This is a genomic window from Alkalihalobacillus deserti (assembly GCF_020734105.1).
Lineage (GTDB): Bacteria > Bacillota > Bacilli > Bacillales > Bacillaceae_D > Halalkalibacter > Halalkalibacter deserti.
Genome location: NZ_JAJAFR010000006.1, coordinates 198,794 through 217,046 on the forward strand (window position 1 = coordinate 198,794; position 18,253 = coordinate 217,046).

Consider the following 18,253-nt stretch of genomic DNA (forward strand, 5'->3'; position numbering starts at 1 on the left):
AGTTTAGGAAGGAGGAATTAAATTTTGGCGATCAAGCAACTAACTATATTTCATACAAATGATATCCATAGCTGTTTTGATAATTGGTCTCAAACAGTTGCGTATATTAAGAAAAACAGAGATGAAAACACGCTTTATTTAGAATTGGGAGACCATACCGATCGAAGCAATGCCCTGACAGAAGCGACATATGGAAAGGGAAATGTCGAGCTGTTAAATGAGGCCGGTGTTGATTACGGAACCATTGGAAACAATGAAGGAATTACGTTTTCAAAAGATCAGTTAGAGTCTTTATATGAACAAGCTACTTTTCCTGTTATTGTAGCGAATGTGTTCAGTGAGAATGAAGCTCGTCCGAAGTGGATGAAGCCATTTGTGATACATACAATGAAGAGTGGGTTGAAAATAGGAGTAATTGGAATCACAGCACCTTTCTCTCGTTTTTATGAACAGTTGGGGTGGAAGGTAAAAGCTCCTTTACCCTTGCTAAAAGAGCTTTTACCTCAAGTAAGAAAGCAAGCTGATATTGTTATTTTTATGTCTCACTTAGGGTTAACAAAGGACGAAGAAATCGCCGAAAGAATTTCGGGAATTGATGTGATTTTAGGGGCCCATACTCATCATGTACTTCCTAATGGAAAGTGGGTTGGGGATACATTGATAGCTCAGACGGGAAAGCATGGTGCTTTTCTGGGAAAAGTAACTTTAGATTATGATGATTCTGTACATAGAATTAAACAGAGGCAAGCCAGTTTATTGGATTTGAAAGAGAAACCGAAAGATTTGGATACGGATAAAATACTAGAACGAATGAAAGTACAAGCATCGGAAATTCTAAGTGAGCCGATTGCGGTGATTCCGAAGCCTCTACCGGTTCACTGGCAAAAACAAACGGAATTTGGCCAACTTCTTTGTGATGCGGTCACCGAGTGGTGTGGAAAAGAGATCGGTATGTTAAATGCAGGAGTCCTGCTTGAATCCCTTGAACAAGGAGTTGTAACAAAAGCAGATATTCATCGTATTTGTCCGCATCCTATTAATCCTTGTACTGTGAAAGTAACAGGTGCGCAACTTGAGAAAACGATTAAGAGGGCGCTGACAAAAGAATTGACTGATCTAGAACTGAAGGGTTTTGGTTTCCGTGGAAAAATACTTGGTGTCATGCTTTTTACAGGTATTGAGATCGAACAACAGTCTAGTATGATCCAAATAAAAGTTCTTAATAAGCCACTTAATAAAGAAAAAGTCTATTCAGTAGCGACACTGGATATGTATACATTTGGATATTTGTTCCCAGATTTCTCCGATTCCACGGAGAAACAGTATTTTATGCCTGAATTTTTGCGAGATGTATTGGCGTGGAAGCTAACGCAAAAATGGGCATAAAGAGTGGTTTTAAGAAAGTGTGGAACTATCTTTCTGGCGCACTTATGAGAACCCCGCTCCTAGGGTTCTTAAGAACAGGTAGCAGTTCCGCACAGTTTCGAGGAAGTGGCAATGGCTCCACACGTTGCGCGCCTGCTATGAGAAACCCACTCATAGCAGGCTTTAAAACAAAGCAACGGTTCCGCTCATTGCTTCAAGGGCATTGAAAAGGTGAAAATCGTACCTTTTTCAATGCCCTTGGAAAAACGCCCTTTTTGTTTCATTATAGGCACTGGCTCCACAAGCTACACGCCCCCTATGAGAAACCCGCTCATAGGGTTCTTAAGAGCAGGTAGCAGTTCCGCACAGTGCTTCAAGGGCACTGAAAAAGGTGAAAATCGTACCTTTTTCAGCCCTTGGAAAAACGCCCTTTTTGAACTAGCTCTTAATTTAGGTTCACGCCATTTAGAATCCTTTCATATCGTACTAATGAGATAGAGCGAATGAAAGGGAGGGTATGATTGATGCTTGAAATGAACCCAATTCAAATTCAAGGCGAAACGTTTATTGCCGTTACATTAAAACTTCCTAAAACTAATTTTATGGCAGTTATGAATGATACAGGATACATTATGTGTGGAGCACTAGATGTTGCGCTTTTAAATGAAAAATTAAAGGATCGTAAAATTGTTGCAGGTCGAGCAGTTGGTGTAAGAACAATTGATCAACTATTAGAGGCCCCTTTAGAATCTGTTACTTTAGAAGCCGAGCAGTTAGGTATTCATGTTGGTATGAAAGGAAAAGATGCTTTATTAAAAATGAAATAGAACGTTCAAAATAGAGTAGTCATTATGGACTACTCTATTTAAAAATATCAATATTTATTGCTATGAAATGAAAAATTTCGACAAATTTTTCATTTTTTAAAGAAAATTCGCCTAGAATGGAAGGTTTTACTTGCAGACTCTTCTTAATGATGTAAACTTAATAGTAGATAATTCCTACTAAAACAATATTCAAACATTTTGAGACATGGCAGCTGCGTCTATTTATGTCGAAAATTGGCACTTGTTGGAAATGATTTTCGAGTTTTCTTAAGTCTATGAAACGAAGCAGCAACTAGTTAAGTTAGACATTCGCCTTGTTTTCTGCTTATTGAATATCAACGAAAAGGAGAACTCCATGAGGTTAGTTTCTACTCGCTCTGTAACGGCAGGATCTAAACTTGCTAAACCAATATATAATGATAATGGACAAGTCCTCTTATTTCAAGGAGCAGAGCTTACAGATCGTGTTCTTAATCGTTTAAGTCAGTTAGGCTTTACTTTTATTTATGTTCAAGATGAACGAACAGATGATATAGATATAGAAAATGTTGTAAGAGAAGAGACGAAACGTAAAGCTGTTAAAACGATTAAGAAAGAGTTTCAAGTCATTGCGAACGATTTGAATCTTAAAAAAACGTTTAACGGTGATCACTTAAGTAAAGATTTTTCTAAAGTAATCAAGGCTATTTTATCTGATATTAAAGAGAATGAGAATGCGTTGACCATCTTATCGGATATGTTCGTTTATGATAGCTATATATTCACTCATTCGCTTAATGTAACGGTCTATACGTTAGGGCTAGCAGTCGAGTTAGGTTTTAATGATAAACAAATGATGGATATTGGGATGGGTGCTTTACTTCATGACGTTGGGAAGATGGCTATTCCAGTTGAGGTGTTAAATAAACCAGGACGTTTAAATGATGAAGAGTTCAGTATCATTCAGACTCATGCCAAAGCGGGCTTTGATATGCTAAGAAATGCTCCTAATCTTTCATTGCTTACAGCGCATTGTGCCTATCAGCATCATGAACGGTTGGATGGAACTGGTTATCCACAAGGACTTAAGGACAATCAAATTCATTACTATGCAAAGATAATGGCGATTGCTGATGTATTTGATGCGGTTACTTCCAATCGAATTTACCGGAAATCGATGCTACCTCATGAAGGATTGGAGCTGTTATATGCTGGCGTTGGAAAACAATTTGACAAGACGCTTGTTGAAGCATTTAGACGAACGATTGCGGTTTATCCAGCTGGATTAAAAGTGAAATTAAGTGATGGAAGAATGGCGATTGTAGTCAAACAAAATAAACAATTGAGTACCCATCCTGTTGTTCGTATTATTGAAGAAAATAATATTGAGATTTCACCTTCATACGATGTCGATTTAATGAAACAATTAAATGTAACGATTGTTGAGACAGAAACTACGTTAGCGGCAAGCAGTTTAGTTTAATCGTTTATGAAAGCCTTTGTGTAACTTACGAGGGCTTTTTTTGTTGATAGTAGATGACTGAAATGTCAAATAAACACCTTTTTTTGGATGGTTTGGTGATTACTAGTTTAATTGTTTGAAAATGTGCCTATTAAGTTGTAAATTTAAAAAGATATATATAGAATAGAGAGTGATCCAACAAATGGAAAAGGTGTTAGGCAAATTACATTTGCTAACAATAAAATTTAGAAGAAATAAGGGGGAATTTTTACATGAAGAAGATCAGTTTTTTAATGATGCTAGCTCTTATGCTCGTACTAGCTGCATGTGGTGGTGCACAAGAGCCTGCAGAACCAACTGACGACGGTGCTGATACGACTAAAGAAGCAGAAGGGGACGATACGGCTCGTGAATTCACAGATATCGCAATTATGACAGGTGGAGAGCAAGGTACATACTTCCCACTTGGAGCGGCACTTGCAAACAACATTATTAATGCTCACATTGAAAACGTTGATGCTGCTTCATTCGCATCTGGTGCTTCTGTTGTTAATATTAACGGAATCATTGATGGCGATGCAGATCTTGCTTTAGTTCAAAATGATGTAGCTTACTATGCTGCAGAGGGTATTAATATGTTTGAAGAAGATGGTGCTCTAGAAGGCTTCCAAGGGATTGCTACTCTTTATCCTGAAGTGATTCAAATCATTACAGCCGCTGACAGTGGTATTGAAACGATTGAAGACTTAGTAGATAAGCGTGTTGCAGTCGGTGACTTAGGATCAGGTGCTGAAATCAATGCAAGACAAATTCTTGAAGTACATGACATCACATATGATGACATTAGTCCAGAATACATGAGCTTTGGTGATGCTGCTAATGGAATTCAAGATGGTAACATTGATGCAGCTTTCATTACAGCTGGATTACCTACTGGTGCAGTGGAAGCTCTTAAAGCATCAAAAGACATTAACGTTATTGCGATTAGTTCAGAGAAACTGGCTGAGCTAGCGGAAGCTTATCCGTACTATACAGAGTTCACTATTCCTGGTGACACATACGGAACTGAGGATACAACAACAGCTGCTGTACTTGCTATGCTAGTTGTGTCTTCTGAAATGGACGAAGATCTTGTCTATGACATTACGAAGGCTATGTTTGAAAACTCTGATGCTTTCAGTAATGCTCACCAACAAGGTGCGAACATTACGTTAGATACAGCATTAGATGGCATGTCTATCGACGTTCATCCAGGTGCACAACGTTTTTATGATGAGCAATAAAAAAAAGTTTAGCAAAAAGGCATTGCTTTTAAGCACTGCCTTTTTGTTCCTTTTCATAGTGATCTACTTCATTTTGACTCCTAGTCAGCAGGATGAATACTTTTTACAGATTTACTTACCTTATGAGGATGTCGTTTTTTTTGAAACGCCTATTAAACCAGATGAAACTTTCTATCATGAGTATATCCATTCCGTTGAATTATCTCAGGTTCGAGAATATTTTAAAATAGATGATCATTATAATATGATAGCTACAGCGAGTTGGACGCAGTCATTTGGGGCCGGTCTACCTTATGAGAAAAGAGATGAACTAGAAATGAAAGAGGGCTTTATCGTCATTAAGCAGGAACGTTTAATAGAGCATTTAAATATGCTGCCGTCTGATCTGTTTCCACATGCTTTTTATGTAGGAGAGCAAACGGTTGATTTATCTGGCGAATTAAACGGAAAACGAATTCGAATCCAGGTGATAAAAAAATAAAACGATAGTCTCTAAACTTGGAAGGGGTTGAATATAATGACAAAGAATGAGCAAATCAGTTATCAAGCCGATCCAGATATAGAGGAAAAAGTAAATGAGCTTGCCGGCAGTGACAGGAAAGTTCGCGGTTGGATGGCTTTTCTTATTCTAGTGATGGCAATTGTCATGTCTTTGTATCATTTATATACGGCTGGTTTCGGTCTCTTGCCAGGGGTCGGAACTCGTACTCATATGATTATCCATTTAACATTTGGACTGGCGCTTGTGTTTTTAATTTTTCCAATTAAAAGAGGGTTAGGACAAACAAAAATTGTTTGGTATGACTTTTTTATTGCGCTTATCGCGATTTTTGTAGGTTATTATTTATATTCAAACCAAACTTCAAACTCGATTTTAACAGGTCGGATGACACTAACGGATATGATTATTGGAATTGTGCTGCTTGCTCTTGTTTTAGAAGCAACGAGACGAGTTGTTGGAAAACCGTTAGTCATCATAAGTTCTCTTTTCATTGCTTATTTCTTTTTGGGTCATTACTTAAATCCACCATTCAGACATACAAGAGCCGATTTCGAAAATTTTATTTATGAAATGACGTATACATCTTCTGGAATTTTTGGTACTCCACTATCGGTCTCCGCCGTTTATGTTTTCATTTTCATTTTATTTGGTGCCATTTTAGAAGCAACAGGTGCCGGGAAAATGTTTATTGATTTAGCGTTAAGGGCATTTGGAAAATACAAAGGTGGACCTGCTAAAGCAGCGGTTGTTGCTTCTGGAATGTTAGGTTCGATTTCGGGAAGCTCGGTTGCCAATGCAGTTACAACAGGTACTTTTACAATTCCATTGATGAAAAAAGTTGGCTTTAAGCCACAAGTTGCTGGCGGGATCGAGGTAGCAGCATCTTCAAGCGGTCAGTTGTTACCACCAATTATGGGGGCGGCTGCTTTCTTAATGATAGAGTATACGCCTTATTCATATGGAGAGATTATTCGTTCTGCGGCCATACCAGCCATTTTAAGCTATATCGCTATTTTGTTTATGGTTCATTTTGAAGCATCGAAACATAATATTAAAGGACTACCAAAAGAAATGCTTGTATCAGCGCGGAAAACAATGATTCAACACGGGTATTTGATCTTGCCGATCATCATCCTCGTTTACTTTTTAGTAAAAGGAAATACCGTTCCCAATGCAGCATTCTTTTCGATTGTCATCTTGCTAACACTCGCCGTCTTTACTCATCGCATGCGTGAGAAAATGGGCGTTGGCCTTTTAATTGCCGCTATCGTCGGCGGATTTGCTTATGGGATGCACTTTGTTTTAGATTGGAACATTGAAATAGCTGTGATGGTTGCGCTTGGTATTTTTGTCTCTCTTTTTGTAATCCTTTTGCAGAAGCAATTTAAAGTTGAAGCAGCTCCGATTCGTTTTGGAGTAAGAGAATTATTTTCAGGCTTTGAAATGGCAGCGCGTAACTCGCTAACGGTTGTCGTAGCGTGTGCGACTGCTGGGGTATTAATTGGAGTTATTAACCTTACTGGATTAACGGCGAAGTTGCCAATCATTATCGTTAATTTTGCTGGTGATAATTTGTACTTAGCACTCGTATTTACATTAATTGCTTGTTTAATTTTAGGGTTAGGTTTACCGACAACAGCAACTTACGTTATTTTAGCAGCGATGGTTGCTCCAGCTCTTGTGCAAATGGGTGTCCCGATTATGGCAGCGCATCTTTTCGTTTTATATTACGGGATCTTAGCGGATGATACACCACCGATTAACCTACCAGCCTATGCGGTCTCAGGAATAGCAAATTCTGAGCCGATCCGCACCGGAATTCAAGGCTTTAAGTTTGATTCAGGGGCATTGCTATTACCATTTGTATTTGCTACGAATACAGTCATCCTCTTGTTACCTGAAAACGCAGGCCTTTACAGTTGGCCGGTCGTGGCACAAAACATTTTTACGGCAGTACTTGGGATTATCGCGTTCGTGGTGTTTATCCAAAACTTCTTCCTTGTTAAATTACGTTTCTATGAACGTATTCTGGCTCTTGTAACAGCATTGGTATTTATCCATGGTTCATGGATGACTGATGTCGCTGGAATGGTATTATTAGTTCTCTTAGTTGCGATTCAATTGCTACGTAAGAAAAAAGAGGATGTTCACGTACAACTATCAATCACATAAGCTAGATATTATATCATAGGCAATCAATTTAATAGACAACTTGAATTAGGTGTTTAGATTTTAATGATCTAAATGCCTGTTTCTTTATGTTAAAATGATTATTAGTATTAGAATGTGTTAGATAAGACTTTGGAATAATAAGGAACAGACCGAGTTAGTACCCTGTTCGTTGTGGTAATGCTCTTGTACCAAAACAAAGTTCCTATTTGGATTAACATGGATAAAGATAATAAAGTGAAATAAAAGACCCTCAATTTGATTATGCTAAAGAAGAAATGGGAGAATTTGGGGCAAAGGAAGGACTAAAACCTTTTAAAGCGAAAGGATTTATTCGGAAAAATAATAATCGATCAAAGTGATGAAGAAAATTCATTACAATGTAGAAAAGAAAATTCAGTTGATATACTAAAAATGAAATTAGAGAAGAGTAAGGAGGAAACTACAAAATAGTTATCCAAATATGAAAGTACAAAAGAAGAAATAAATATGTTAAGCAGGTTAATTCAACAAAAGCAAGAAACTCTTGATGTACGAATAATGAGATTAAAGAGCTCAAAGACAGATGAAAAATATGATGCGAACTAATTAACTAATTTAAATGAAAATGTAAAAAAACTTGATTTTATATTATAATGAATCTTTATATAAATTTAAGTGAATCTTAAGTGTGTTTAACTTGATTTTTTTAAAGATGGGGTGGATAAATTGAAACATCAAGAATATGAATATCTTGATATGTGTCGTTATATTTTAGACAATGGTACGAAAAAAGATGATAGAACTGGAACGGGTACACAATCAATATTTGGGTATCAGATGCGTTTTGATTTAAGTAAGGGTTTTCCCTTATTTACCACTAAGAGTGTTCCGTTTCAATTAGTAGCTAGTGAATTGTTATGGTTTATAAAAGGTGATACAAACATCAGGTATCTACTTCAACATGGAAACAATATTTGGAACGAGTGGGCTTTTAAAAGATGGGTTGAAAGTGGTGAATATAACGGTCCTGATATGACTGGTTTTGGAATCCGCAGTCAACAAGACAAAGACTTTAATGAATTATATAAAGAACAGATGAAAAAGTTTAAGAAACTTATTCTTGAAGATGATAGATTTGCTAAGGAGTTCGGTGAACTTGGTCCAGTATATGGGAAACAGTGGAGGGATTGGGAAACAGCTCGTGGTGATACGATAGACCAATTAAAAAATGTTGTAGAGCAAATAAAATCTAACCCTGATAGTCGAAGACATTTAGTAGTAGCATATAATCCCGGTGAAGTCTCAAGTATGGCCCTTCCTCCATGTCATAGTTTGTTTCAATTCTATGTATCTAACGGAAAACTTAGTTGTCAATTATATCAGCGTTAAATTCCAGAGCGCCTTTACGGAGTAATTCGTATTGAAAAATTCCTCTAATTCAGGGGAAGCCCAAACCGTATAGGACGGTGGGTAATCCTGAGCCAAGCCTTTTAGAAGGAAGGTGCAACGACCAGAACGTGATTGTTCGTAGAGTGCAAGCGATTGGCATTCGAAACGGGGAGCATCCAATTTGGATGATAATATGGTCTAATCTATATGGAAACATGTAGTAGCTCATAAAAGAGCAGGTTAAGTTTAGCGAACTTAATTGAATAAAATATATCTGGTGATGTTTTTATTGGAGTACCTTTTAATGTTGCAAGTTATTCTCTTTTAACTCATTTAATAGCATGGGAATGTGGATTAGAGGTGGGAGAATTTATTCATACTTTTGGGGATGTTCATATTTATTTAAATCATATAGAGCAGATAAAAACTCAATTGAATCGTGAACCTCGTAATTTCCCAACACTAAAATTAAATCCAAATATAAATTCTCTTTTTGAATTTGAGATGGAAGACATAGAAATCGTGGATTATAATCCTCATCCAAAAATTAAAGGAACAATAGCTGTTTAGTGAACTAAGGTTTAAGGGATGTGCCCCTTAAACCTTTTTATGTGCGCCAGGCATGCGCATATTCTCTAGGGTTCAAGTCCCCAATCTGTGAAGGCAGAGTTGCAGTTAGCATAAGATATGGTACCCCAGAATCTGAAGGAAGTCGGCGGTAAATCCCTGACTTGAGGAACACAAACTTAAAAAGGCTAGCTTAAGTTTGTATCTCTTTACCCTTGATTTAACGAGAACCTGTTTTTTTTTTGATCTAGTGGAGCAACTGTTTAATGATCAAGACGATCCCCGCCCATAGCGGAACACTTAAGACAGATCCCCACAATAACCCTTTAAATACATTACCCTCTTCTTCCATCTTAATCAGTCCTCGCAATCATTTTTTTACAAGTATCGACTGAATTATTTTCAACTATACACGTCATTAAACGAGTGTTACTTAAAATATGACAACAAAGAATATTTGTGAATATAATCATACAAAATGAGGAAGAGTAAGGTTACGTTTTTAAAATCATTCTTTAAGTAAAAATGCATTTTTGCTCATCCAAGCAAGATTATTTTACAAAATACCGAGATCATCAAGGTAGACAAATGAAAGTTTGTCCGAAATGTTTAGAATATGCCGAAAGAAGAGCGCTTACGAAGGTAATGTAGTTTTCACTATAGATTAGTTCTGTTAATCGGTAAGGATGTTTACTAGCGTTAGCAAACAGCCTAGTTCTAATGGAATCAGTTAGGAGAACGAGTCGAATCCCGTAAATATCTAACAACTTACAAAGTAATAGCATATTTAATGTGAGATTTTCTCCCTTAATGCTTTCAATTATCCAGTTTTCAGATTATTATAATAACTAAGAGAAGGGACAAACATTAATTAAAGGAGTGATTCAAATGATGAAAGAACGTATGGGAAATTTCAAGGTGAAAAATTACTATTTAGCTGAAATTGAACATGTCGGAGATGAAATCAAATCTTGGAGTTGGGATATTTATATTGCTGCGAATGATGAGAAAGAATACAAAGGAAAAGCAATGGCACCTGGAAAAGGGATAGAAGTGCCTTGGACATCACTTGGGGGACAAAACTTACTGGAAGAAATGATGGCTTTATGTGAACAGCAAATGCCCAAGCATCCTTAAGGGGATGTTTTTTTCGCTAGACCAATATATCATCTCGTTTTAAGTGACTTTAAAACAAAACTTTAAAAAGTAGGATACCATTTCCACGGTTTGCTCCCCTCAATTCAATTAAATTTGTTTTCTTTTTCCCGAAATTTCAATTAGTAAAGCTGGATTTACAAAGCAAAAAAACTTTGTAAAAAATGGAAAAAGTTTTATCTTTATAAGTCCTTTGATTGTAAAGAGTCGTAGCATTTGGGTAAACTGATGCATTAAATCAAGTGAATTTTGTAATGTGTCTTAGTACTTGCATGTTAAACGTCGATATCGTTATTTGAAAATCTCCAATTAATGAAGAAAGCTTTTAAAAACATTTAGACCTTTAAGACGTATACTCAAATAATAACAAGTGTTCTAAAGGATTCTTTGCATTGTAAATCTACGAATAAACTCATTATAGTATCGGTAAAAGTAAAACTAATTTGGAGAAAGATTTAGGAAAGTTAGATAAACATAAAAGGGATAATGATGGTGGACAAAAAAATGTAAAATTTTCTTAGAGCCCCTAGCTTAAACTACTAGGATTAAATTCCCAAACAGGTGTCTAAAAAAGACGATAATAAAGGGAGTTAATAAAACTGGCCAACACTATACCTTTGTAACTTTTTTGGAAGTCAACTCGATGTCTTCGTGCAAATATCTAGTACTACAACGACAAGTATCAAAATGTTCTGTTACATAAACTCCTCCTTTTTCATGTAACTAATCATAATGACCCCTTAAATAATCATATATGTTAAAAAGTGGAACATTTAATTAAAATGCTTTTTTGAACATGGGTCTCTATACAATTTTGTATTGTTAGTACAATGTTTATGAAACACTCCTTTAAAAAGAGTGATAAAGAATATAGGGATTTAGACCGAATCTTGATAAAACCTTCAAGTTGAACCCTATTGCTGTAAAATCTTGTTATACTTATATACAATAGGTCGTTTTACTAGGTAACAGGAAAGCATGATAAACAATAGAAACGTGCCTTTTTTGATAGAGGAGGAGTAGTATGGCCGTTCAATATGAAGATATATTAGAAAATCTCTTATGGTTTTCTAGTAAATTAATTGGGGCTCGAACGCTTTTTGTTAGTCATATTGAAGAAACATTTAAAGTAATAAAAGTGTTCAATGAAGAAGGTTGCTACTTGAATGAAGGTATGGAGTTATCGAAAGACCATGCTATTTGAAGTCTTATTCCTTGTAACGGTCGGGAACCGTTAATTATACATGATACAAAAAAGGATGAGAGAGCTAACGTCTTTGATGCGATATATGAGGCTAATATTGGTTCTTATTTGGGCGTCCCTGTTTACCTACAAAATGGGAAAATGTATGGGACTGTTTGTGCAATTGATCCAGAACCATATGCGTTTACTCAAGATGAGATTGAAGTGATGGAGAGGCTTTCTTCTATTTTCGCGGTTATTTTAGAGAATGCTACTAATTCAAGTTGTAATACGGTTGATGATAAACTTATGAGGCTAGAAAAGTTAGCTTTGCTTGGACAGCTATCAGCCGGATTGGCGCATGAACTTCGAAATCCGATGCAGTCTGTGAAAGGCTTTGTTCAGTTTTTGTTTGAAGATCAGGTGGATAATCATTTTCGTGATATCGTCTTAAGTGAAATTGATCAAATGGACAACTTGATTCATGATTTTCTATTGGTCACGCAGCCAACCGCTCCTAAGAAGGGTCATTATGATATAAATGAGGTTGTTTGTGAAACTGTTGAATTCATTCAAAGTAAGGCTGCACTTCATAATGTAGAGATGTCTGTTTCGGTTGACTCAGACAAGTTTGACGTGTACGTAGACCGAATTCAAATAAAACAGGTGATGATTAATATATTAAAAAATGCAATAGAGGCCGTAGAAGAAAGTGGAAAAGTTATGATTAACGTAAGCACCATAGGGAATAAAGAGGTTACTATTGAGGTGGTTGATAATGGCATAGGGATACCAATAGCTGTTATAGGTAGGTTAGGGGAACCGTTCTTTTCGACGAAAGAGGGTGGGACAGGCTTAGGATTGTCGATCTCTAAAAGAATCATTCAAGAGCATAAGGGAACGATCTCTTTTGAAAATAAAAAGGATGGAACGAAGGTTACGATTACGTTACCTAAGTAAAATAAATCAAGAGGCCCTTTGCCCTTTATCTATTAGAGGTAATGCATCTCTAATCATTAATTAAAAGTAGGGTTCAAAGCAGAGGGAGAAACTCCAAAATATCGTAAAAAGAGACATAAATCTCATAGATTTGTGTCTCTTTTTTTTTTGAGATCAAGTAGTTTACCGCAAAAATTCTCCACGACTAGCTGACATGTAACACACCTTTACGTGTGTAAAAAAAGTAAAGAAGGTTTAGCAAACTTTCCAAACATAATAATTTTTTCGACATAAACGTTTTCTTCTGTCGGTTATTGTCTGACGATTATTATAGGAAAATAACCCCTTCTTGCAGAATGATAAGTAAAAGGAGTGTTTTAATAAATGGATAATATAAGGGAATTTCAAATCAAAAATCACTTTTTAGTAGAAATTGATAATGTCGGAAGTGCAGCCTCAACAAATAAATTGAGAACTTGGAGTTGGGATATTTATATCGCAGCCAACGATCAAGAAGAGTATAGGGGAAAGGCTCTTGCTCCAGGCCAAGGGGTGGAAGTTCCATGGACCTCACTTGAGAAACAAGATTTATTGGCAGAAATGATTGAGCATTGTGAAAAGTTGATGCCAAAGCAGCCCTGAAATGGGGGCTTTTAAAAAAGGATTTGTTTCGAGATTCAAAGAGTTTTGAACGTATCTCGAGAAGGTTTTTTTTGATTGATAACTTTAGAAGGACAACGGCTCCGTACATTGGACTTAAGAACAAGACGGTATGCCGTTTTCTTATTGAAGCTAAGCATCTTTCTGAGTTGAATTAAGCATAAGTGACCCACGAGAGACACTGATCTCCTCACTGCAACACTTTTTCAAGTTCGGAAATTCCATAGACTTTAAGAGCTTCGATTTCCTCATCGGTAAAGCGTTCCTCCAGCATCGCAAGGATCTTCTCTTTGTCCACATCATCGATACCATTTTGAAGTTGTGAATAAAGACTAAGTAATTCTGTGAGGGTAAACTGATTAAGCACAGCTTCAACAGCTTCCTCTTTTGTGAATACTAATTCAGAATGTCCGTCGTGATTGTTAAAAGAGTTGGAAGTAGTTTCTTTTTCCGCTGCTTCTTTTTCAATGATTTTATTACTATTGCTAGTAGTGGCAATCTGTTCATGTTCAATCACTTTCGCTTGTTTTTGATCTGTGTTGTGGTAAAAGCCGATCAAACTTGGAATGGTCACACAAAGCAAGACAAATAGCACTCCGTACATAATGGGTCTCATACAAATAACCTCCCTACTATAACCCGGTTTTGAACATTCATGATTCTTAGCTCTACTTACACTCTCATTAGTAAAGAGTGTAGTCATTGAATAAGCATTCCAAACACAAAACATCTTCATGTTACTTTTAGAGTACAGTTGCTTACTTGGCTTATCTAAATATCCTATATAAAATGACAGCGATATGGTAAAATACGAAATATTAATAATTTGAATGAGAGAGTAAGATATTGAGGAGTGATTTAAGTTGATCCTTGTAACAGGCGGAGCAGGATACATTGGCAGTCATACATGTGTGGAACTTCTAGAAGCTGGGTATGAAATTGTAGTAGTGGACAACTTTTCTAATAGTAAAATAGAATCGATTAAACGAGTGAAAAAAATTACAGGGAAAGACTTTGCTTTTTATGAAGTTGATCTTTTGGATAAGGCAGCACTTGAACCTGTTTTTGTTGAAAATAAAATTGAAGCCGTTATTCATTTTGCAGGTCTTAAGGCAGTAGGTGAATCGGTTGCTATGCCATTACAATATTATTATACAAATGTAACGGGTACTCTAGTTCTTAGTGAACTAATGCAGAAATACAACGTTAAAAAAATCGTGTTCAGTTCCTCGGCAACTGTTTATGGAATGCCTGAGCGTGTCCCAATTGTTGAAGATTTTCCTCTTAGTGCGACAAACCCATATGGTCGAACAAAGCTTATGATTGAAGAAATACTCCGTGACCTCTATGTTTCTGATCAAGAGTGGAGTATGGCTCTTTTACGCTATTTCAACCCGATTGGAGCACATATTAGTGGGATGATTGGCGAAGATCCAAACGGAATTCCTAATAACTTGATGCCTTTTATTACGCAAGTAGCTGTGGGAAAATTAGATGAGTTAAAAGTATTTGGTAATGATTATCCAACGGTAGATGGAACAGGTGTAAGAGATTACATTCATGTAGTTGATCTAGCAAAGGGGCATTTAAAGGCTCTCGAGAAAGTGATGAATTCAACAGGAGCGGATGCTTATAACCTTGGAACTGGGAACGGTTATAGTGTCATCGAAATGGTTGAGGCGTTTGAAAAGGCATCTCAGCGTAGTGTTCCGTATCAACTTGTCGATCGTAGACCTGGGGATGTTGCCATATGTTATGCCGATCCATCAAAAGCAAAAGCTGTATTAGGCTGGGCAGCAACGAAAGGAATTGAAGAGATGTGTGCAGATTCCTGGAGATGGCAAAACACCAACCCAAATGGGTATGAGTAATCAAAATCCAAGTCATTTATTGTGTTTTAAACTAGAGGGAGGGAAGGTAGGTCTCCTTTTCCTAGACTTAGCATTAAAAAGAGCTCAGATTTATCGAGGCCACTGAAAAAGGTACGATTTTCACCTTTTTCAGTGGCCTTTAAGCAATGAGCAGAACCGTTGCTTTGTCTTAAGCCTGCTATGAGTGGGCTTCTCATAGTAGGCGCGCAACGTGTGGAGCCATTGCTGCTTCCTTGAATCTGCTAAAAGGGATTTTTCAGTGCCATCGATTTATCAGAGCTCTTTTCTAATTAACACTTCATTTGTTCCATGGTAATTTGATTGTCAGTTAGTAGATAACGGAACGAGAGTCCACTCATACAAAGTACTGACAAAAAAAATTTAACCATTATTGCTTAAATGGTATGTTATTTAAATCTAACTTTTAACGCTTTTCCCTCTTAGAACGAAACCCGTGCGTTTTGTACACTGGCTGTTGTATGTGTTATAAAGAGCAAAAATTATATTGGTCATTGATTGCCGAACAGATGAATAGTTGAAGTTCGGATTCAGATGCTTCGTATAGTTGGCGACCATCAGGCATTTTAAAGTATTGATGTTCTAAAAGGGTGTTGATGATTTGTTCCTTATCAAACTCAGAAAGTGTTACAGACATAACGTCACTCCCTTTAATAAATATGAAAGCGTTTACATTACCATTGTAATAGATAATGGAATTGTTGTCAATCATGGAATTATCTAACATTTAAAGATTTGATTATTTTTTTATCTGAAGTTAGTAAGAACTATTAAAGGTTTACAGGAAATAAAGCAGTAGACTGTTTATTGTAAAGTCTTGGTATGCCTTATATCCCTGGACTCTCTATTAAGTAAATGCGTTTCTCGGTTTCCGAAAAACGATGACAGTTCTTACCTTTCGAACAAAATGGACAAGGCAGGAAACTTATTCAAACTAAGGCTCCTCAAAAGGGTGCTTTCCCTTTTTCAGAAGCCTTTTATTTTCCTTTTACTAATCGTAGCTTCATTTTCCATAACTGTCGTTTCCTGACAATGACGTCTTAGCTCAATTAGCCAATTTCTGTTTTGGCCAAAAATTATCCCTTACATATTCTCCATGTACATGAGAGAGAATTAAGATTTCTCAGCACCTTTTTATTAATGTTCTTGTGAGAGTTCGTCGATTAATTGTCGTGAACGTTTAGCATTGCCTTCAGCAAAATTAACTAAACGATCTTTTAAGCTATCGTTATCGTGTATCCGTTCGGCTAGTATTAAGTAGGAACGCATCATTTCTTGTTCTTTGCCTAAATTTGTTTGCAATTGCATCGTGACATTTTCTGTTGTTAACAAATCTTCTCTATCACCATCACGATCATAGTCTAAATCATGGTTCATTTGAATCACCTCTGTTCTTTATTTTATACAAAAGGTGGAGATATTAACCATTTTCCTATGATATCGGTCCACTGGAGGACGTTATTAATAAAAAACTCTCATCCTTTAGTTTCGCAGGTAAGGATAGTTAGGAGAATCAATCAGAATTAGCGCGATCGGTCATTCTCCAATTAATGATGCCGATTGCAACAAAAAGAATAAACAAGAAGATATAAACTTTAGTTGACCAATTTCCTAAACCGGTAAAGGCTAAGAAAAGCCATAGTAAAGAGGCAATAAAATAGAAGATACTGCCAACTGGTACTTTTTTCACGTCGGACAACCTCCTTTGGGGTCTCGTACTACCTTGTTTCCCGAATCGTCTTTATTATAAACGTTTAAAGAATTTATAAAGACTGTTCCTGTTCCTCTTTGACATCTGCGTTGCCTTCCGTTTCATAGCTCAATGTCTCTTTTTTGACGGTTGCTTTAACTTGTTCTGTTTCTTCAACTTGATGTTTTGTTACAGAGACCTCAGCGACTTGAACAGGGTGTTTGTTTATTTCAATTTCTTCTTCCTTTAGAGGAATTCGAAGTTCTTCTTCACTTCCGGCCTCAATAACCATTTCCTCTCTACGGATTGGGACTGTAATCGTTTTTTCTTCTTCAACGATTTCTTTGTGAATCTTTATTTCACCTGTTTGGACACGTTCTTTCTTTATATCTACCTGTTCTTCACGCAATTGAATGGTTTGTTCTAGAGAATCGTTTGTTCCTTCTGCAATGTTTCTTTTAGAGTAAATGGTGTAGCAGATTGCGGCTACAAAAGCTCCAAGAACAAGTCCTGTTACAATTGAAATATTCATTACCCAACTTAAAATACTTCCAATTACAGCTCCAATAAGAATGTATCTTCCCATGGGACCTCCTAGTGTAGCGTTTTTTATTAGTATGTCCCATTTTGTTTTAGAGTATGAAAAAAACCCTACTTAACAAAGGTTAAGTAGGGGGAGCGACTTTTTCCATTAGTCCTCTTTAATAATGTCTGCCTCACCATGTGCTTCAACATCAGCGACTTCTTTATGAAGGACATCGCGAACCTGTTGTGTTTCCTCAACAGAACGTTTATGAGCGGAAACTTCACCAGTAACAACCGTATGCTTATCGACATCGATCTTTTCTGATGTAACAGGGATGTGAACCGTTTCTTCGTCTGTTATCGGTTCATCAGTTGGTTCATGATCGACCGCTTTTCTTTCAATAATGACTTGATCATGAGACACAGGAACATTAACTGCTTGCTCTTCTTCAATAATATCTTTATGAAGAATAACATCTCCTGTTTCCACACGATATTTGTCAATATCTAATTGTTCTTCACGGAGATCAAGATGTGCGTCTTCAGTGGCGAACTCTGTGTCTGTAACTCGATCTACTTCACGTACTTCTTTTCGATTTTCCTTTTGAGTTTCTTCTTCGTTAAACAAATCAAAAAATCCCATTCTGAAAACCTCCTAAGAAAATGTGATTGATCGTGTATTACAAG

The 18,253-nt window shown here is 36.6% G+C and carries 18 protein-coding genes and 1 pseudogene; 13 read left to right on the forward strand and 6 right to left on the reverse strand.

Going from position 1 to position 18,253, the window contains the following annotated elements; translation table 11 throughout:
* Positions 1-24: 24 nt before the first annotated feature.
* From LDX58_RS13580 to LDX58_RS13635, 12 genes and pseudogenes are all read left to right on the forward strand, one after another.
* On the forward strand, positions 25-1,386 hold the full coding sequence (locus LDX58_RS13580; RefSeq protein WP_227937382.1) for a bifunctional metallophosphatase/5'-nucleotidase: 1,362 nt from the start codon (positions 25-27) through the stop codon (positions 1,384-1,386).
* Positions 1,387-1,889: 503 nt separating this feature from the next.
* The gene (locus LDX58_RS13585; protein WP_227937383.1) at positions 1,890-2,192 is read left to right on the forward strand and encodes a YunC family protein; all 303 of its coding nucleotides are present in this window, start codon (positions 1,890-1,892) and stop codon (positions 2,190-2,192) included.
* Positions 2,193-2,547: 355 nt separating this feature from the next.
* Entirely contained in the window at positions 2,548-3,654 is a 1,107-nt protein-coding gene (locus LDX58_RS13590) for an HD-GYP domain-containing protein (protein ID WP_227937384.1), read from the forward strand.
* 251 nt (positions 3,655-3,905) lie between these two features.
* Entirely contained in the window at positions 3,906-4,916 is a 1,011-nt protein-coding gene (locus LDX58_RS13595; protein WP_227937385.1) for a TAXI family TRAP transporter solute-binding subunit, read from the forward strand.
* The gene (locus tag LDX58_RS13600) at positions 4,903-5,397 is read left to right on the forward strand and encodes a DUF1850 domain-containing protein (RefSeq protein WP_227937386.1); all 495 of its coding nucleotides are present in this window, start codon (positions 4,903-4,905) and stop codon (positions 5,395-5,397) included. The genes LDX58_RS13595 and LDX58_RS13600 overlap by 14 nt, the downstream gene beginning before the upstream one ends.
* 36 nt (positions 5,398-5,433) lie before the next feature.
* Positions 5,434-7,590, forward strand: coding sequence for a TRAP transporter permease (locus LDX58_RS13605; RefSeq protein WP_227937387.1), 2,157 nt, complete (start codon positions 5,434-5,436; stop codon positions 7,588-7,590).
* Positions 7,591-8,295: 705 nt separating this feature from the next.
* Positions 8,296-8,955: pseudogene (locus tag LDX58_RS13610) on the forward strand (thymidylate synthase); the annotation flags it as partial.
* A gap of 273 nt (positions 8,956-9,228) precedes the next feature.
* Positions 9,229-9,528 carry a thymidylate synthase gene (gene thyA / locus LDX58_RS13615; RefSeq protein ID WP_372459193.1) on the forward strand — a complete coding sequence of 100 codons (300 nt, stop codon included), beginning with the start codon at positions 9,229-9,231 and terminating at the stop codon, positions 9,526-9,528.
* A gap of 885 nt (positions 9,529-10,413) precedes the next feature.
* Positions 10,414-10,662: a hypothetical protein gene (locus tag LDX58_RS13620; protein WP_227937388.1), complete on the forward strand. Its 249-nt coding sequence runs from the start codon at positions 10,414-10,416 to the stop codon at positions 10,660-10,662.
* A 1,042-nt stretch (positions 10,663-11,704) separates the two neighbouring features.
* The gene (locus LDX58_RS13625) at positions 11,705-11,884 is read left to right on the forward strand and encodes a hypothetical protein (protein ID WP_227937389.1); all 180 of its coding nucleotides are present in this window, start codon (positions 11,705-11,707) and stop codon (positions 11,882-11,884) included.
* Between the two features lie 33 nt (positions 11,885-11,917).
* A complete protein-coding gene (locus LDX58_RS26450; RefSeq protein ID WP_308017520.1) occupies positions 11,918-12,823 on the forward strand; it encodes an ATP-binding protein in 906 nt (301 codons plus the stop codon).
* A 363-nt stretch (positions 12,824-13,186) separates the two neighbouring features.
* Positions 13,187-13,444 (forward strand): hypothetical protein, encoded by a 258-nt coding sequence (locus tag LDX58_RS13635; protein WP_227937390.1) that lies wholly within the window; start codon positions 13,187-13,189, stop codon positions 13,442-13,444.
* 208 nt (positions 13,445-13,652) lie between these two features.
* On the opposite strand, the gene LDX58_RS13640 is transcribed toward LDX58_RS13635, so the two are convergent.
* Entirely contained in the window at positions 13,653-14,078 is a 426-nt protein-coding gene (locus tag LDX58_RS13640; RefSeq protein ID WP_227937391.1) for a hypothetical protein, read from the reverse strand.
* A gap of 247 nt (positions 14,079-14,325) precedes the next feature.
* On the opposite strand from LDX58_RS13640, the gene galE reads away from it, so the two are divergent.
* The gene (gene galE, locus LDX58_RS13645; RefSeq protein WP_227937392.1) at positions 14,326-15,333 is read left to right on the forward strand and encodes a UDP-glucose 4-epimerase GalE; all 1,008 of its coding nucleotides are present in this window, start codon (positions 14,326-14,328) and stop codon (positions 15,331-15,333) included.
* Between the two features lie 484 nt (positions 15,334-15,817).
* Here galE and LDX58_RS13650 read toward each other — a convergent pair whose 3' ends face one another.
* From LDX58_RS13650 to LDX58_RS13670, 5 genes are all read right to left on the reverse strand, one after another.
* Positions 15,818-15,988: a hypothetical protein gene (locus tag LDX58_RS13650; protein WP_227937393.1), complete on the reverse strand. Its 171-nt coding sequence runs from the start codon at positions 15,986-15,988 to the stop codon at positions 15,818-15,820.
* A 500-nt stretch (positions 15,989-16,488) separates the two neighbouring features.
* Entirely contained in the window at positions 16,489-16,728 is a 240-nt protein-coding gene (locus LDX58_RS13655; protein ID WP_227937394.1) for a hypothetical protein, read from the reverse strand.
* Positions 16,729-16,864: 136 nt separating this feature from the next.
* Positions 16,865-17,041 carry a hypothetical protein gene (locus LDX58_RS13660; protein ID WP_227937395.1) on the reverse strand — a complete coding sequence of 59 codons (177 nt, stop codon included), beginning with the start codon at positions 17,039-17,041 and terminating at the stop codon, positions 16,865-16,867.
* A gap of 73 nt (positions 17,042-17,114) precedes the next feature.
* Positions 17,115-17,627, reverse strand: a complete 513-nt coding sequence (locus LDX58_RS13665; protein WP_227937396.1) for a YsnF/AvaK domain-containing protein — start codon at positions 17,625-17,627, stop codon at positions 17,115-17,117.
* A 105-nt stretch (positions 17,628-17,732) separates the two neighbouring features.
* Positions 17,733-18,209 carry a YsnF/AvaK domain-containing protein gene (locus LDX58_RS13670; protein ID WP_227937397.1) on the reverse strand — a complete coding sequence of 159 codons (477 nt, stop codon included), beginning with the start codon at positions 18,207-18,209 and terminating at the stop codon, positions 17,733-17,735.
* Positions 18,210-18,253 lie beyond the last annotated feature (44 nt).

Bases quoted from the DNA above. Each gene is read 5' to 3' on its own strand.
- LDX58_RS13665 (WP_227937396.1), bottom strand. From the start codon at position 17,627: ATGGGAAGATACATTCTTATTGGAGCTGTAATTGGAAGTATTTTAAGT.
- LDX58_RS13585 (WP_227937383.1), top strand. From the start codon at position 1,890: ATGCTTGAAATGAACCCAATTCAAATTCAAGGCGAAACGTTTATTGCC.
- LDX58_RS13635 (WP_227937390.1), top strand. From the start codon at position 13,187: ATGGATAATATAAGGGAATTTCAAATCAAAAATCACTTTTTAGTAGAA.
- LDX58_RS13590 (WP_227937384.1), top strand. From the start codon at position 2,548: ATGAGGTTAGTTTCTACTCGCTCTGTAACGGCAGGATCTAAACTTGCT.
- LDX58_RS13650 (WP_227937393.1), bottom strand. From the start codon at position 15,988: ATGTCTGTAACACTTTCTGAGTTTGATAAGGAACAAATCATCAACACC.
- LDX58_RS13595 (WP_227937385.1), top strand. From the start codon at position 3,906: ATGAAGAAGATCAGTTTTTTAATGATGCTAGCTCTTATGCTCGTACTA.
- LDX58_RS13655 (WP_227937394.1), bottom strand. From the start codon at position 16,728: ATGAACCATGATTTAGACTATGATCGTGATGGTGATAGAGAAGATTTG.
- LDX58_RS13605 (WP_227937387.1), top strand. From the start codon at position 5,434: ATGACAAAGAATGAGCAAATCAGTTATCAAGCCGATCCAGATATAGAG.
- LDX58_RS13670 (WP_227937397.1), bottom strand. From the start codon at position 18,209: ATGGGATTTTTTGATTTGTTTAACGAAGAAGAAACTCAAAAGGAAAAT.
- LDX58_RS13640 (WP_227937391.1), bottom strand. From the start codon at position 14,078: ATGAGACCCATTATGTACGGAGTGCTATTTGTCTTGCTTTGTGTGACC.
- LDX58_RS13625 (WP_227937389.1), top strand. From the start codon at position 11,705: ATGGCCGTTCAATATGAAGATATATTAGAAAATCTCTTATGGTTTTCT.
- LDX58_RS13620 (WP_227937388.1), top strand. From the start codon at position 10,414: ATGATGAAAGAACGTATGGGAAATTTCAAGGTGAAAAATTACTATTTA.
- LDX58_RS13600 (WP_227937386.1), top strand. From the start codon at position 4,903: ATGATGAGCAATAAAAAAAAGTTTAGCAAAAAGGCATTGCTTTTAAGC.